Origin of the sequence: Dactylosporangium sp. NPDC005572 (genome assembly GCF_040605515.1) — a bacterium.
Classification (GTDB): Bacteria; Actinomycetota; Actinomycetes; order Mycobacteriales; family Micromonosporaceae; genus Dactylosporangium.
In genome coordinates, this window is sequence record NZ_JBEXCY010000007.1 from 87,448 (window position 1) to 101,734 (window position 14,287).

A 14,287-nucleotide genomic window follows, 5' to 3' on the forward strand; every position below is an offset into this window, starting at 1 on the left:
ATGGGGCACACGGAACCGCTCATCATGCAGATCTACTGCCGCCTGGAAGTTGCGGTGACCGATCCGGAGCTGATCGGGAAGCTGGCCGGCCAGCAGCTCCGCGAGGCAGAAATCGACTGGTCGCGGCGGGAGGAGGACCTTGAGGAGGCGATCCACCAGCTCGAGTCCGACCTCACGCAGGCATTGTCGTGCGTCGTTGAGCATGATCGGATGATCGAGCACCTGCCCGGCGTGGAGTCGCGGGGCGGGCTGGTGTTCACCGCGTTCGGCAAGCCGGACGACCGATTCCGGCCGGGGTTCACGGACTTCCTGTGAGGCCCACGTAGTTCTCGGCGAGTGTCGTCGCCGCGGCCTCCGACCCGACCACGTAGCGCAGCTGGGACCGCTGCAGTTCCCGCGTGAACGGGTCGGCGTCGGGGGCCAGGTGCAGCATCGAGGTCATCCACCAGGAGAAGTGCTGCACCCGCCAGACCCGGCGCAGGCAGGTGTCGCTGTAGGCGGCGAGCCCGCCCTCGTCGCCGCTCGCGTACCAGCGGCGCAGCCCGTCGGCGAGCACCTTCACGTCGTGTACGGCCAGGTTGAGGCCCTTGGCGCCGGTCGGCGGCACGATGTGGGCGGCGTCCCCGGCCAGGAACAGCCGGCCGTGGCGCATCGGGGCGACCACGAAGCTGCGCATCGCGGTGATGCCCTTCTCCAGGATCGGGCCCTCGGTCAGGCTGAACCCGTCGTGGGCCAGGCGCCGCTGCAGCGCGGCCCAGATCCGCTCGTCGGGCCACTCCTCCAGCCGCTCCTCCGGCGCGACCTGGAGGTACAGCCGGGTGATCGTCGGCGACCGCATGCTGTGCAGCGCGAAGCCCTCGTCGCTGAGGGCGTAGATCAGCTCCTCGGCGCTCGGCGGGGTCGCGGCCAGCACGCCGAGCCAGGCGAAGGGGTACTCCCGCTCGTAGACCCGCAGCGACGCCTCCACGAAGGGGCGGCTCACGCCGTGGAAGCCGTCGCAGCCGGCCACGAAGTCGCCCTCGACCACGCCCTCGGCGGTCTCCACCGCCCGGTCGGACCGCAGCCGCAGGGCGCCCTGCTCGAAGCGGATCGGGAACTCGGCCTGGGCGATGAGGTCCTTGACCACCTCGTGCTGCCCGTACACCGTGATCGCGCGCCCGGTCAGCTCGCGCAGCGGGATCCGGTGGGCGACGCCGTCGAACAGCAGCTCGACCCCGGTGTGGACGAGGCCCTCGCGGTGCAGCCGGTCGGCCACGCCCAGCTCGGTGAGCAGCTCGACCGTGCCGTGCTCCAGGACGCCGGCCCGGATCCGCTGCTCGACGCGGGCCCGGCTGTGCCGCTCCAGCACGACGCACTCGATGCCGGCCCGGTGCAGCAGGTGGCCGAGCACCAGCCCGGCCGGGCCCGCCCCGATGATCACGACTCCGGTGCGCATCAGTTGCCTCGCTTCGCCAGCTGGATCTGCTCGTAGACGTGCCCGCGCAGCTCGGTGAAGCGCGCCGCCGAGCGGGTGGTGAGCTGGTCGCGCCCGGGCGGCAGGTCGACGTCGAGGGTGTCGATGACGCGCGTCGGCGACTTCGACAGCACGATGACGCGCTGGCCGAGGTACACCGCCTCGTCGATGTCGTGGGTGACGAACAGCAGCGTCACGCGCAGCCGCTGCCACACCTCGCGGATGAGGTCCTCCAGCTCGGCGCGGGTCTGCGCGTCGACCGCGGCGAACGGCTCGTCCATGAGCAGCACCCGCGGCTCGAAGGCGATCGCGCGGGCGATGGCCACCCGCTGCTGCATGCCGCCGGAGAGCTGCCACGGGTAGGCGTCGTGCGCGTCCTCCAGCCCGACGGCGGCCAGCGCCTCGTCCACCAGCTGCCGCTTGTTCGGCGAGCGCAGCGGCAGGCCCACGTTGTCGCGGACGCGCATCCACGGGAAGAGGCTCCGGCCGTACTCCTGGAACACCACCGCCAGCCCGTCCGGCGGCCCGTCGACGACCCGGTCGCCGACGCGCACCTCCCCGGAGGTGGGCGCGAGCAGCCCGGCGACGCAGCGCAGGAGGGTCGTCTTGCCGCACCCCGACGGCCCGACGAGGCAGGCGAACTCCCCGTCGGCGAGCTTGAACGTCAGGTCGCCGATCGCCTCGACCCGCCGCCCGTGCCCCTCGTAGACCTTCTTCAGGCCGGTGACCTCCAGCATCACCATTCCCTCTCCGCGGCGCGCTGGCCGTGGTACCACGCCAGGCTCCACCGCTCGAACACCCGGAACAGCAGGGCGAGCAGGACGCCGATGAGGCCCAGCAGCAGCACGCCGCTGTACATCTCCGGGACCTGGAAACCGCGCTGGAACTGCACGACGGTGAAGCCGAGGCCGCTCTGGGCCGCGAACATCTCGCTGATGACCATGAGGATGATGCCGATCGACAGGGCCTGGCGCGCACCGGTGACGATCTGCGGCGAGGCGGAGCGCAGCACCAGATGGGTCAGCCGCCGGCCGCCGCGGATCCGGTACGTCCGGCAGGTGTCCGACAGGACGCCGTCCACGGCCCGCACGCCCTCGACGGTGTTGAGCAGCACCGGCCAGAGGCACCCGGAGACGATGACCAGCACCTTCATCAGGTCGCCGATGCCGGCCACGAGGATGAGGATCGGCACCAGGACCGGCGGCGGGATGGCCCGCACGAACTCCAGCACCGGCTCGACGGTCGCCCGCACGCGGGCGTGCTGCCCGATCACCACGCCGAGGCCGACCCCGGCGACGAGCGCCACCAGGTAGCCGACGGCCAGCCGGGCCAGGCTGGGCAGCACGTCGTCGACGATCCGCGGGCCGATCCAGGTCTCCGGGAAGACGGCCAGGATCTCCCTGAGCGGCGGGCGGTAGAAGTCGGTGGAGCCGGCGGAGTAGAACCACCAGCCGGCCAGGATCAGCGCCGGGAGCAGCAGGATCTTGAGGGCTCTCAGGCCGGCGCTCATCCTGAGGCCGCCCGCTGGGCGGGATGCCAGGCCAGGACCCGCCGCTCGCCGGCCCGGGTCAGCAGGTTGGCCAGGACGCCGAGCACGCCGGTGACGACCACCAGCGCGTACATCGCGGCGACGGCGCCGCTCGACTGGGCCACGGCGATCTCCTTGCCGATGCCCGGGGTACCGATGATGAGCTCGCCGGTGATGGTGAGGATCAGCGCGACCGCGGTGGCCAGCCGCAGCCCGGTCACCGTGTAGGGCAGCGCGGTCGGCCAGGTGAGCCGCCACAGCTTCTGCCACGCGGTGAGGTGGAAGCTGCGGGCGGTGTCCCGGGCGATCGGGTCGACGTCGGCCACGCCGTGCAGCACCTGCACGAGGATCTGCCAGACCGAGGCGTAGACGACCAGCAGCAGCGTGGCGGTGCGCGCGGTGCCGTAGAGCAGCACCGCGAGCGGGATGAGCGCGACCGACGGGATCGGCCGGAGGAACTCGATGGTCGACGCCGTGTACTCGCGCAGGATCGGCACCGAGCCGATCACCACGCCCGCGACGAAGCCGGCGACGGCCGCGATGGCCAGGCCGGTGAACCAGGTCTGGAGGGTGTCGAGCAGCGCCTGCCAGAACGCCCCGTGCCGGGCCTCCTCGCCGAGGGCGGCGGCGATGCGGCTGGCGGGCGGCAGGTATTCGGCCGGCACGAGGCCGAGCCGTGGCACCGCTTCGAGCAGCGCCACGAACCCGGCCACGCCGATCAGTCCATAGGCTTTCACGGGATGAGGTCGTCCAATGCGGGAGCCTTGTCCAGCAGCTTGTCCTGCACCGCGAGGTCGGTCAAGGTCTGCACCGACGCCCTGTTCACCTCGGCCGGCCAGGCCGGCAGCGTGATCTTCGCGGTGACGTCCGCGGTGATCTGCGTGTAGGTGGTGATGATCTGCCGCACCTCGTCAGGATGCGCGTTCGCGTAGGCGAGCGACTCGGCCATCGCCTCTTTGAACCGCTTGACCAGGTCGGGGTTCTTGGCGATGAGGTCCTGCGAGGTGAAGTAGGTCGCCACGGTGAGGTCCGCGGCGGCGTCGACGTAGTTGGAGGCCACGACCCGGGCGCCCTGCCCCTTGGCCGCGGTCACGAACGGCTCGACGACCCAGATCGCGTCGACCCGGCCCGCAGCGAGCGCGGCCGGCTGGTCGGGGAAGCCCAGCTCCACGAACTGGATCCCGGACGGGTCGCCGCCGGCCTTGCGCACGGACGCGCGCACGGTGGTGTCGCCGATGTTCTTGAGCGTGTTGACCGCGACCTTCTTGCCGGCCAGGTCCTTCGCGCTCTGGATCGGGCTGTCGCCCTTCACCAGCACGGCGCTGAAGTCCGCGCCGGCCTTGCCGGTGGACGCGACGCCGTTGGCGACGACCTTGATCGGCAGGCCGCGGGACCTGGCCAGGATCAGCGACGTCATGTTGCTGAAGCCGAACTGGAACTGGCCGCTGACGACGCCGGGCACGATGGCGGCGCCGCCCTGGCTGGTCTCCAGGGTCAGGTCGATGTTGCGGGAGCTGAAGAAGCCCTTCTGCTTGCCGAGGTAGATGGGTGCGACGTCGACGATGGCGATCACGCCGGCGGCGACCTTGTCGGGCTGCCCGGGGGCGGCCTGGGTGGGTGACGTGTTGTTGCTGGAGTTGCCGCCGCAGGCGGTGGCGGCGAGGAGCGTGGTGGCGGTGAGGAGCGCGGTGACGGCTAGGCGGCGCATCTGGGACTCCATCCGGCAATCTGGGGGTGTTCGGATAGCGAACTTGTGTTCGTCAGATAGCGGCTCGAACCGACCGTAGAGCCGTTGACGGTCCGTCGCAAGCTCTCTAGGGTTTCGCCTGGAGAACAGATGTTCGCCATACGAACAACCAGCGTGACTGAGCGCGGCGGCTGCCCGGGACGTCGCCTGAGAGCAACAGGGGGTCGGCGTTGGCGGAGCTGATGACCCTGTCCGAGGCCGTCGCGGCCCTCGTGCACGACGGCGACACGGTCGCCCTGGAGGGGTTCACGCACCTCATCCCGGTCGCCGCCGGGCACGAGATCATCCGGCAGCGCCGCCGCGGGCTCACGCTCGTGCGGATGACCCCCGACATCGTCTACGACCAGCTCATCGGCGCCGGCTGCGCGGCGAAGCTGATCTTCTCGTGGGGCGGCAACCCCGGGGTCGGCTCGCTGCACCGCTTCCGCGACGCCGTCGAGCGGCAGTGGCCCGGCCCGCTGGAGCTGGAGGAGCACAGCCACGCCGGGATGGCCAACCGCTACGTGGCCGGGGCGTCCGGGCTGCCGTTCGCGGTCCTCCGGGGGTACCGGGGCACCGACCTCCCCGCCCAGACCGACACGATCAAGCCGATCGAGTGCCCGTTCACCGGCGAGGTGCTCACCGCGGTGCCGGCCCTCAACCCGGACGTCGCGATCGTCCACGCCCAGCGCGCCGACCGGCACGGCAACGTGCAGCTGTGGGGCATCACCGGGGTGCAGAAGGAGGCGGTCCTCGCCGCCACCCGCAGCCTGGTGACGGTCGAGGAGGTCGTCGACGGGCTCGACCCGCGGCCGGGCGCCGTGGTGCTGCCGTCCTGGGTGGTGACCGCGGTCGCCGAGGTCCCCGGCGGCGCGCGTCCTTCCTACGCCCAGGGGTATTACGACCGCGACAACGACCACTACCGCGCGTGGGACGCGATCAGCCGCGACCGCGCCGCCTTCACCGCCTGGCTGGACGCATTATGACCTTCACCGCCGACGAGATGATGACGGTCGCCGCGGCGCGGGCCCTCCAGGGGCACACCGCGTGCTTCGTCGGCATCGGCCTGCCCAGCGTCGCGGCCAACCTGGCCCGCCGCACCGGCAACCCCGGCCTGGTGCTCGTGTACGAGTCGGGCACGATCGGCGCCCGGCCGACCCGTCCCCCGCTGTCGATCGGCGACGGCGAGCTCGCCGAGACCGCCGACACGGTGGTCAGCGTGCCGGAGATGTTCAACTACTGGCTCCAGCCCGGCCGCATCGACGTGGGCTTCCTCGGCGCCGCCCAGATCGACAAGTTCGCGAACATCAACACGACCGTCGTCGGCGACTCGTACCGCGAACCGAAGGCGCGCCTGCCCGGCGCCGGTGGCGCGCCCGAGATCGCCGCCTCCTGCCGCGAGGTCTTCGTGGTACTCCGGCAGGGGCCCCGGGCGTTCGTGCCGCGGGTCGACTTCCGCACCTCGGTCGGCCACGGCGACGGCCCCGGCTCGCGCGAGCGCCTCGGCCTGCGCGGGCGCGGCCCGGTGCTGGTCATCACCGACCTCGGGATCCTCTCCCCCGACCCGGACACCTGCGCGCTGACGCTGACCCACCTGCACCCGGGCGTGACCATTGAGCAGGCCCGGACCGCCACCGGCTGGGACCTCGCGGTCTCCCCCGCGCTCGACCGCACGCCGCCGCCGTCCGCCGTGGAGCTCGCCGAGCTGCGCGCCCTCCTGGGGTCGTCATGAGCGGTTTCCTCGACTGGCCGGCGTACCGGTCGACCGTCCTGCGGGCGCCGAAGCGGCCCTTCGTGGCGCTGCCGCTGCGGCTGGCCGACACCGGCGGCCCGGTCCTCGGCGAGTCGCGGGTCGGCCCGCTCGACAACGACCTGACCCGCCAGCACGACGGCGAGCCGCTCGGCGAGCGCATCATCGTCCACGGGCGGGTGCTCGACACCGGCGGCCGCCCGATCCCCCACACGCTCGTGGAGGTCTGGCAGGCCAACGCCGCCGGCCGCTACGCGCACCACGTCGACCGGCACCCCGCCCCGCTCGACCCGAACTTCTCCGGCGCCGGGCGCTTCCTCACCGACGCGGACGGCGCGTACCGGTTCGTCACGATCAAGCCGGGCGCCTACCCCTGGCGCAACCACGACAACGCGTGGCGGCCGGCCCACATCCACTTCTCCGTCTTCGGCCGGTCGTTCACCCAGCGCCTGGTGACGCAGATGTACTTCCCGGGCGACCCGCTGTTCGGCCAGGACCCCATCTTCAACGCCGTCCGCGACCCGGCCGCGCGGGCCCGGATGATCGCGGCCTTCGACCTGGAGTCGACCGAGCCGGAGTGGGCCCTGGCGTACCGCTTCGACGTCGTGCTCCAGGCGACCCCCTTCGAGGAGGCACCGTGAACCCGACCCCGAGCCAGACCGTCGGGCCGTACTTCGCGGTGATGCTGCCCTGGGACCGCTCCGAGGAGCTCGGCACCGAGCTGTGGCTGCGCGGCACCCTCTACGACGGCCGCTCCGAGCCGGTCGCCGACGGGGTCCTGGAGGTCTGGGACGCCTCCAGCGGCGGCTTCGGCCGCTGCCGCACCACGGTCGACGGCGAGTACGCGTTCCGCTTCGACCGGCCGGGCCCGATCGGCGCACAGGCCCCGCATCTCGCGGTGTCGGTCTTCGCGCGGGGCCTGCTCGATAGAGTCGTCACCAGGGTGTACTTCCCGGACGAGCCCGGCAACACCACCGATCCGGTCCTGTCCGCGATCCCCGACACGGCAGTCCGGGAGACGCTCGTCGCCCGCGAGGACGACGACGGCTACCGGTTCGACATCCACCTCCAGGGTCCGCATGAAACCGCATTCTTCGAGCTTGTTTGACGGCGTCCTGGCCCGCGGTGAGGTCGCCGCGGCCGTCGCCGACGACGCCTGGCTGCACGCGATGCTCCAGGTCGAGGCCGCGCTCGCCCAGGTGCAGGCGGTCAGCGGCCTGATCGACCAGGCCGCCGCCGACGCCGTCGGGGCCGCCGCGCGGCCCGAGCGGTTCTCCGCGGCCGACCTCGGCGCCCGGGCGGCCGCGAGCGGCAACCCGGTCGTGCCCCTCGTGGAGGCGCTGCGGGCGGCCGTGCCGCCCGCCGCGGCGGCGGCCGTGCACCGGGGCGCCACCAGCCAGGACATCCTCGACACGGCCGGCATGCTGGTCGCGTCCCGGGCGGTGCGGGTGGTGCTGGCCGACCTCGCGGCCTGCGCCGACCGGGCCGCCCGGCTGGCCCGCGAGCACCGCGAGACCCCGATGATCGGCCGCACGCTGCTCCAGCAGGCGGTGCCCACCACGTTCGGCCTGAAGGCGGCCGGCTGGCTCGGCGGGCTCGACGCCGCCCGGCGCCGGCTGGAGCAGGTCCAGCGGGACCGGCTCGCGGTACAGTTCGGCGGCGCGGCCGGCACGCTCGAAGCGTTCGGTGCGGACGCCCCCGACATCCTGGAGGGCCTCGCGACGCTGCTGGGGCTGAACGAGCCGGCGGTACCGTGGCACACCGAGCGCACCCGCATCGCCGAGCTCGCGGGCGCGCTCGGCTCGGTCGCCGGCACCGTCGCGAAGGTCGCGCGGGATCTCACGCTGCTCGCCCAGAACGAGGTCGGCGAGGTCGCCGACGCGTCCCCCGGCGGCTCCTCGGCGATGGCCCACAAGCGCAACCCGGTCGCCGCGATCTGTGCCCTCGGCTGCGCCGGGTCCGCGCCCGGCCTGGTCGCCAACCTGCTGGCCGCGATGGCCCACGAGCACGAGCGGGCGGCGGGCGCCTGGCACGCCGAGTGGCGCCCGATGCGCGAGCTGCTCGTCGCGACCGGCTCCGCGGTGTCGTGGCTGCGCGCGGCGTTCGAACGGCTGCTCGTCCGCCCCGACGTGATGCGGGAGAATCTGGCCCGCAGCGGCCTCACCGGCGACCTGACCGCCGCGGGGCTACTCGTCGACCGGGCACTCCATGCCCACACTGCCTACGCGAAGGGATCATGATGAGCAACGCGGCGGAGCGTGGCGCGGCGGTGCGGCGGGAGGTCCTCGGGCCGGAGCGGGCCGACCGGCCGCCGGAGCCCTTCGCGGTGCCCTTCCGCGAGTGGGTCCTCGACGCGGCCTGGGGGCAGGTCTGGGACCGCCCCGGCCTCGACCGGCGCACCCGCAGCTGCGTCACGCTGGCCGTGCTGACCGCGCTGCGGTGCGACGACGAGCTGGAGATGCACGTCGAGGCGGCGCTGCGCAACGGTGTCACGCCCGACGAGATCGCCGAGGTGCTGCTGCACACGACCGTGTACGCTGGCGCGCCGGCCGGCAACGCGGCGTTCGCCATCGCGTCCCGGGTGTTATCGGCTCAGGAGGGGCGACCGGAATGACCGAGCCGCGCGGTCCCGACTTCGTGCAGTCGTTGGAGCGCGGGCTGGCCGTGATCCGGTGCTTCGACGCCGACCGCCCGGAGCTGACCCTGAGCGAGGTCGCCGCGCTCACCGGCGTCACGCGGGCGGCCGCGCGGCGGTTCCTGCTGACGCTGGCCGAGCTGGGGTACGTCCGCAGCGACGGCCGCCAGTTCTCGCTGACCCCGCGGGTGCTGGAGCTCGGCTACGCCTACCTGTCGGGCCTGTCCCTGCCGGCGGTGGCCGAGCCGCACCTGGAGGCGCTCGTCGCCGAGGTCAACGAGTCGTCGTCGATGTCGGTCCTGGACGGCGACGACGTGGTGTACATCGCCCGCGTCCCCACCTCCCGCATCATGACCGTGATGATCAGCGTGGGCACCCGCTTCCCGGCCTACGCGACGTCGATGGGCCGCGTCCTGCTGGCCGGGCTGCCGGAGGACGAGCTGGAGGCGTACCTCGCGAAGGTCCGCCTCGACCGCCTGACCACCCGCACCGTGCCCACCCCGGCCGCCCTGCTGTCGGAGATCAACCGGGTCCGCGCCCAGGGCTGGGCCCTGGTCGATCAGGAGCTGGAGGAGGGCTTACGGTCGGTGGCCGCCCCGATCCGCGACCGCACGGGCCGCACGGTCGCGGCCCTGAACATCTCGGCCGCCGCCTCCCGCACGTCGATCGACTCGATCCGCCGCACGCTGATCCCGCCCCTGGTCGCCACCGCCGCCCGCATCGAGGCCGACCTCCCCTCGCGGTTGAGCTCCGGTCGCCGCTGATCGACTCGGGTCCGGGCAAGGCACGACCGTCGCTCCCGCCAGACACCGCTCTTCTCGGCGCGACATCCGTCCCGCCGAGAAGACGCTGCCAGCGCCGTCGTCCCAAGAACCCGCGGCCGGGCCCCTTTCCCATGCGGCGGCGCCCGTCCCGGGCGGGGTCAGATGACGCGGGTCACGCCCTCCGCGGCCACGCGGGCGTCCAGGACAGCGCGGTCCAGGTTGGCGCAGACGACGACCGAGGCGCCGGCCTGCAGCGGGGTCAGCAGCCACTTCATCGGGTGCTCGTGCTCGGCGGCATCCACCAGCAGGCGGTCGCCGCGGTGCAGGTCCATCTCCTGGGCCAGGCCCTCGGCCACCCGGCCCCACTCGCCGTAGGTCGTGCCGTCGGTGCTCGCGGCGTCGGTCGGGCGGACCCGGCCCAGGTTGGGCAGCGCGGCCGAGTGGGCGCGCAGCGCCGGCTCCAGCGAGCGATAGCCCTCGGCCGCTCCCAGCACGAACCGGTGCGGAGCGTCCGGGATGTTCTCCAGCCACGACCCGGCGCGGCGCTGCTCCACGAACACCGCGTCGAAGCGGTCCGCGGGCGCCAGGCCGGCCGTGGCGTACAGCTGGAACGACACCTCGGCACCGAGCGACCAGGCGCCCAGCAGGGTCGCGGCGGTGAGCCAGTGCGGCGGGAGCAGGCTGGCCACGCGCGAGCCGGCGCCGATCCCGCACTCGTGCAGCAGCAGGCCGGCGGCGCGGGCCGACCACTCGCCGAGGGCCTGGGCCGACAGCTCGGTGCGTTCGCCGGTGGCGTCGTCGTAGAAGGTCAGCAGCGGCTGGTCGACCGTCGTGGGGAGCGCCATCACAGCATCATGACAGCCCGCAGGGCGGCATCCCGCAGCCGGTCACGCCGGCCGCCCGCGCCGTGCCGATGCGTCTCCGCACATCGGCACGGCGCCGGCGGTTCTGAGCGTCAGGTCGCCTCGATGGTGCCCGTGCCGACGAGGAGCAGGACGACGGTGCCGAGGATCACGCGGTACCAGATGAAGATGGTGTAGTTGTGCTTCGCGATGAACTTCAGCAGCCAGGCGACGGCGAGGTAGCCGACGATGCCGCTCACGACCGTCGCGGTGATGGTCGCGGCCCACCCGACGCCGGTGGAGATGTTGTCGTACTCGCTGGCGACCTGGAGCGCGGTGGCCGCCAGCAGGGCCGGGATGGACAGGAAGAACGACAGCCGGGTCACCGTCACGCGGTCGAAGTCGCGCAGCAGGCCGGCCGACATCGTGGCGCCGGACCGGGACACGCCGGGGATCAGGGCGAGCGCCTGCGCGCAGCCGATGATGAGCGTGTCCTTCCAGGTCACGTCCTCCTCGTGGCGCTGCTGGGTGGCGGCGCGGTCGGCGAACCACATCACGCCGGACCAGCCGATGAGCGCGAACCCGACGAACCACAGGCTGCGCAGCGTGGTCTCGACCTGGTCCTTGAACAGCAGGCCGATGACCGCGATCGGGATCGAGCCGATGATGACCATCCAGCCGAACCGGTAGTCGCGGTCCCGGCGCTGCTTCGAGAACAGGCCGCGCAGGAACGCGGGGACGATCCGGGCGATGTCGCGGCGCAGGTAGAACGTGGTCGCGAGGACGGCGCCGCTCTGGATGATCGCGGTGAACGCGGTCACGTCGGGGTCGTCGATGGAGTACCCGAGCAGCTTCTCCAGGATCGTCAGGTGGCCCGTGCTGGAGATCGGCAGGAACTCGGTGAGCCCCTCGACGGCGCCGAGGAGGATCGCCTCGAAGATGTTCACGCGAGCCGCCGCACGATCGCGTCGGCGAACCGGTCGTGCGCGCCGTCCGCGGTGCCGAGGAACAGCGACGGCTCGGTGAGCTCGACCTCGATGAGCACCGGGCCGTCCGCCGCCGGCAGCAGGTCCACCCGGACGTACAGCAGCTCGCCGGCCGGCACCGGCAGCGCCGCGAGGACCCGCTCGCCGAGCGCGAGCTCGTCCGCCGAGGGGGTCCGCGGCGTGATGTCCTCCTCCACGTACAGCCCGGTGACGCCCTCGTCGGGCCCGGTGAGCAGGGCGCCCTTGCGGATCGCGTGGCTGTACCGCCCGTCGATGTAGAGCAGCGCGGTCTCCCCCGCGGTGTCGACGGCGGCGAGGTAGGGCTGGATCATGACGGTCCGGCCGGCCCGCTGGAGCCGCTCCACGTGGGCCTCGGCCAGGCCGGCCTGGGTCGCCAGGTCGTAGCGGCCGGTGTCGACGCTGCCGGCACTGACGGCCGGCTTGACCACGATCTCGCCCTCGCCGGCGGGCTTCCACTCGTCGCCGGGCTCGACCCAGGTCGTCGGCACGATGGGCACGCCCTGGCCGGCGAGCTCGCGGAGGTACCGCTTGTCGGTGTTCCAGGCGATGACCGCGCCGGGGTTGGCCAGCCGCGGCACGGCGGTGGCCCAGGCGACGAACTCGTCGTGGCGCTTGGCGTAGTCCCACGTGCTGCGCACGACGGCCAGCCCGTAGGCGGACCAGTCGGTGTCGGCGTCCCACGCGACCGGTTCGGCGGTGACGCCGCGGGCGGCGAGGGCCGGGATCAGGGGCTGGTCGTCGGGGTCGAGGTCGGGCAGTTCCCCGCAGGTAACGAAAGCGACCCGGGCGGCGGCCCGGGTCGCAGAGGACTGGGAATGGTCGGCACTCACCGAGCGAGGATACGCACCCTAGCGGGAGAGGGTTCGCCGCCCCATGGAGCGCCAGAGGTCATTGCTCGGCCGCATCTGCTCGAGGAGCTCCCGCTCCCACGCGTTCTCGATCGTGACCCCGGCCTGTGCGCAGGCGGAACGCGCGATGTCCGTGCCCTCGGCGAACTGGTCGCCCCAGACTCCGTCTTCCCCGACGAGCACGATGCGGGCACCGCGCCGGCCGACGTACTCGATGACCGCCTTGGCCCCGCCGTGGTCCTCCGCGAAGGACTTGAGGCCGGAGATCAGGCTGCCCGGCACAGGCCGGTTCAGGGTCATCGTCGTATCGGAACCATCTGCCATGACGGCCACACTAGATGGGCCGAAGACCACCTGTCGGTGAACTGCGGGCAGGTTGTGATCGTGGTTACTGCGAGGTTTAGCCCGGCCCCTCGGCAATTTGCCCGGTCATGTACCGCCAAATCGGGATATTCAGGGCGGCGATTCTTCAGCGGAAACGAGATGTGCATCACGCCGCGACAACCGGAACGAATGTGCCAAAAAATTCGGGCGTTTCTAGCTTAAGTTTCGCTTAGGCGCGCATTTCTGCGGCCCTTACTACTGGATCAGCGCGTCGATCGCGATGCCGACGAACAGCAGCGTGAGGTACGTGACGGACCAGTGGAACAACCGCATCGGCTTGAGCGGCTCGCCCCGCCGGGCGCGGTTGTCGAGCTTGTGGGCCTCGATCAGCAGCAGCGCGCCGGTGACGACGGCCACGACACCGTAGAGCGGGGTCATCCCGAACGGCCAGAGCGCGACCGAGGCGAGCACGGTGAGCCAGCTGTAGACGACCGTCTCCAGGCCCACGCGGCGCATGCTCGCCACGACGGGCAGCATCGGGATGCCGGCCCGGGCGTAGTCGTCCTTGAACTTGATGGCGAGCGCGTAGAAGTGCGGCGGCTGCCAGAGGAACACGACCGCGAACAGCACCCAGGCCTGCCACGACAGGCCGCCGGTGACCGCGGCCCAGCCGATGAGCACCGGCGCGGCGCCGCAGGCACCGCCCCACACCGTGTTGGACGGCGTGGTCCGCTTGAGCCACAGCGTGTAGACGAGGTCGTAGTAGGCGATCGCGCCGACCGTCAGCAGCGTGGCGAGCGGGTTGGTGAAGACCGCCATGAGCACGGTCGACAGCGCGGCGAGCGTGAGCCCGAACACCAGGGCCGCCCGCGGCGACACGGTGTGCGTGGCCAGCGGGCGCCGCGACGTGCGCTTCATCACCTGGTCGATGTCGCGGTCGATGTAGCAGTTCAGCGCGTTGGCCGCGCCGGCCGCGAGCGTGCCGCCGACCAGGACGACCAGGACCAGCCACAGCGACGGCAGGCCGTGGTCGGCCAGGAACATCGCCGGGACGGTCGTGACGAGCAGCAGCTCGATGATGCGGGGCTTGGTCAGCGAGACGTAGGCCTTGACGACCGCGCCGAAACTCGCGCGCCGGACGGCCGCCTGCGCCTGCTGGGCCCTGGCCAGGGCACCGGCCGACGTGGGACGGACCGCCTCGGACGCGCTCTGGGGAACCGCTGCACGGTCGACGAGCTGCGTCACGCTGGATAGCCACCTTCCGGCGTCGGACCACGGAGTCTCCTGGCGAATCCGGGTCGAGATCGCCAGGCCCTCGCATCCTAGAACAGCAACTGCGCAGGCCAGACGCGGACCCCGGGTTCCGGGTGCACCACCGACCTCGGTGCGATTTCGCGCACAGCAGAACGG

General features: G+C 72.4%; 18 protein-coding genes. 8 read left to right on the forward strand and 10 right to left on the reverse strand.

The window, feature by feature from the left end; genetic code table 11:
• Positions 1 to 315 (forward strand): hypothetical protein, encoded by a 315-nt coding sequence (locus tag ABZS66_RS05830; protein ID WP_354755539.1) that lies wholly within the window; start codon positions 1 to 3, stop codon positions 313 to 315.
• On the opposite strand, the gene ABZS66_RS05835 is transcribed toward ABZS66_RS05830, so the two are convergent.
• The 5 genes from ABZS66_RS05835 to ABZS66_RS05855 are packed head-to-tail and all read right to left on the reverse strand — an operon-like array spanning position 299 to position 4,689.
• Positions 299 to 1,435, reverse strand: a complete 1,137-nt coding sequence (locus tag ABZS66_RS05835; RefSeq protein WP_354755541.1) for a 4-hydroxybenzoate 3-monooxygenase — start codon at positions 1,433 to 1,435, stop codon at positions 299 to 301. The genes ABZS66_RS05830 and ABZS66_RS05835 overlap by 17 nt on opposite strands.
• Complete coding sequence (locus ABZS66_RS05840) at positions 1,435 to 2,196, reverse strand: ABC transporter ATP-binding protein (RefSeq protein WP_354755543.1); 762 nt, start codon at positions 2,194 to 2,196, stop codon at positions 1,435 to 1,437. Before ABZS66_RS05840 ends, ABZS66_RS05835 begins: the two co-directional genes overlap by 1 nt.
• Positions 2,190 to 2,963 (reverse strand): ABC transporter permease subunit, encoded by a 774-nt coding sequence (locus ABZS66_RS05845; RefSeq protein ID WP_354755545.1) that lies wholly within the window; start codon positions 2,961 to 2,963, stop codon positions 2,190 to 2,192. Before ABZS66_RS05845 ends, ABZS66_RS05840 begins: the two co-directional genes overlap by 7 nt.
• Complete coding sequence (locus tag ABZS66_RS05850; protein ID WP_354755547.1) at positions 2,960 to 3,718, reverse strand: ABC transporter permease; 759 nt, start codon at positions 3,716 to 3,718, stop codon at positions 2,960 to 2,962. The genes ABZS66_RS05845 and ABZS66_RS05850 overlap by 4 nt, the downstream gene beginning before the upstream one ends.
• Positions 3,715 to 4,689, reverse strand: coding sequence for an ABC transporter substrate-binding protein (locus ABZS66_RS05855; protein ID WP_354755549.1), 975 nt, complete (start codon positions 4,687 to 4,689; stop codon positions 3,715 to 3,717). Before ABZS66_RS05855 ends, ABZS66_RS05850 begins: the two co-directional genes overlap by 4 nt.
• Positions 4,690 to 4,910: 221 nt before the next feature.
• Here ABZS66_RS05855 and ABZS66_RS05860 point away from each other — a divergent pair, with 221 nt between their 5' ends.
• Genes ABZS66_RS05860 through ABZS66_RS05890 form a run of 7 tightly spaced genes read left to right on the forward strand, consistent with a single transcriptional unit; the run spans position 4,911 to position 9,856 of the window.
• Entirely contained in the window at positions 4,911 to 5,693 is a 783-nt protein-coding gene (locus ABZS66_RS05860) for a CoA-transferase (RefSeq protein ID WP_354755551.1), read from the forward strand.
• A complete protein-coding gene (locus tag ABZS66_RS05865; protein ID WP_354755553.1) occupies positions 5,690 to 6,439 on the forward strand; it encodes a CoA-transferase in 750 nt (249 codons plus the stop codon). Before ABZS66_RS05860 ends, ABZS66_RS05865 begins: the two co-directional genes overlap by 4 nt.
• Positions 6,436 to 7,098: a protocatechuate 3,4-dioxygenase subunit beta gene (gene pcaH / locus ABZS66_RS05870; protein WP_354755555.1), complete on the forward strand. Its 663-nt coding sequence runs from the start codon at positions 6,436 to 6,438 to the stop codon at positions 7,096 to 7,098. Before ABZS66_RS05865 ends, pcaH begins: the two co-directional genes overlap by 4 nt.
• Complete coding sequence (locus ABZS66_RS05875) at positions 7,095 to 7,565, forward strand: protocatechuate 3,4-dioxygenase subunit alpha (protein ID WP_354755556.1); 471 nt, start codon at positions 7,095 to 7,097, stop codon at positions 7,563 to 7,565. Before pcaH ends, ABZS66_RS05875 begins: the two co-directional genes overlap by 4 nt.
• Positions 7,558 to 8,697, forward strand: coding sequence for a 3-carboxy-cis,cis-muconate cycloisomerase (pcaB, locus tag ABZS66_RS05880; protein ID WP_354755558.1), 1,140 nt, complete (start codon positions 7,558 to 7,560; stop codon positions 8,695 to 8,697). The genes ABZS66_RS05875 and pcaB overlap by 8 nt, the downstream gene beginning before the upstream one ends.
• Positions 8,694 to 9,071 carry a carboxymuconolactone decarboxylase family protein gene (locus tag ABZS66_RS05885; RefSeq protein ID WP_354755560.1) on the forward strand — a complete coding sequence of 126 codons (378 nt, stop codon included), beginning with the start codon at positions 8,694 to 8,696 and terminating at the stop codon, positions 9,069 to 9,071. The genes pcaB and ABZS66_RS05885 overlap by 4 nt, the downstream gene beginning before the upstream one ends.
• Positions 9,068 to 9,856 (forward strand): IclR family transcriptional regulator, encoded by a 789-nt coding sequence (locus tag ABZS66_RS05890; protein ID WP_354755562.1) that lies wholly within the window; start codon positions 9,068 to 9,070, stop codon positions 9,854 to 9,856. The genes ABZS66_RS05885 and ABZS66_RS05890 overlap by 4 nt, the downstream gene beginning before the upstream one ends.
• A gap of 158 nt (positions 9,857 to 10,014) precedes the next feature.
• On the opposite strand, the gene ABZS66_RS05895 is transcribed toward ABZS66_RS05890, so the two are convergent.
• From ABZS66_RS05895 to ABZS66_RS05915, 5 genes are all read right to left on the reverse strand, one after another.
• Entirely contained in the window at positions 10,015 to 10,701 is a 687-nt protein-coding gene (locus ABZS66_RS05895; protein WP_354755564.1) for a TIGR03089 family protein, read from the reverse strand.
• A gap of 110 nt (positions 10,702 to 10,811) precedes the next feature.
• Positions 10,812 to 11,645 carry an undecaprenyl-diphosphate phosphatase gene (locus ABZS66_RS05900; protein ID WP_354755566.1) on the reverse strand — a complete coding sequence of 278 codons (834 nt, stop codon included), beginning with the start codon at positions 11,643 to 11,645 and terminating at the stop codon, positions 10,812 to 10,814.
• Positions 11,642 to 12,535 (reverse strand): hypothetical protein, encoded by an 894-nt coding sequence (locus ABZS66_RS05905; protein ID WP_354755567.1) that lies wholly within the window; start codon positions 12,533 to 12,535, stop codon positions 11,642 to 11,644. Before ABZS66_RS05905 ends, ABZS66_RS05900 begins: the two co-directional genes overlap by 4 nt.
• Before the next feature lie 18 nt (positions 12,536 to 12,553).
• Positions 12,554 to 12,877 carry a hypothetical protein gene (locus tag ABZS66_RS05910; RefSeq protein WP_354755569.1) on the reverse strand — a complete coding sequence of 108 codons (324 nt, stop codon included), beginning with the start codon at positions 12,875 to 12,877 and terminating at the stop codon, positions 12,554 to 12,556.
• A gap of 255 nt (positions 12,878 to 13,132) precedes the next feature.
• A complete protein-coding gene (locus tag ABZS66_RS05915; RefSeq protein WP_354755659.1) occupies positions 13,133 to 14,047 on the reverse strand; it encodes a heme o synthase in 915 nt (304 codons plus the stop codon).
• Positions 14,048 to 14,287 lie beyond the last annotated feature (240 nt).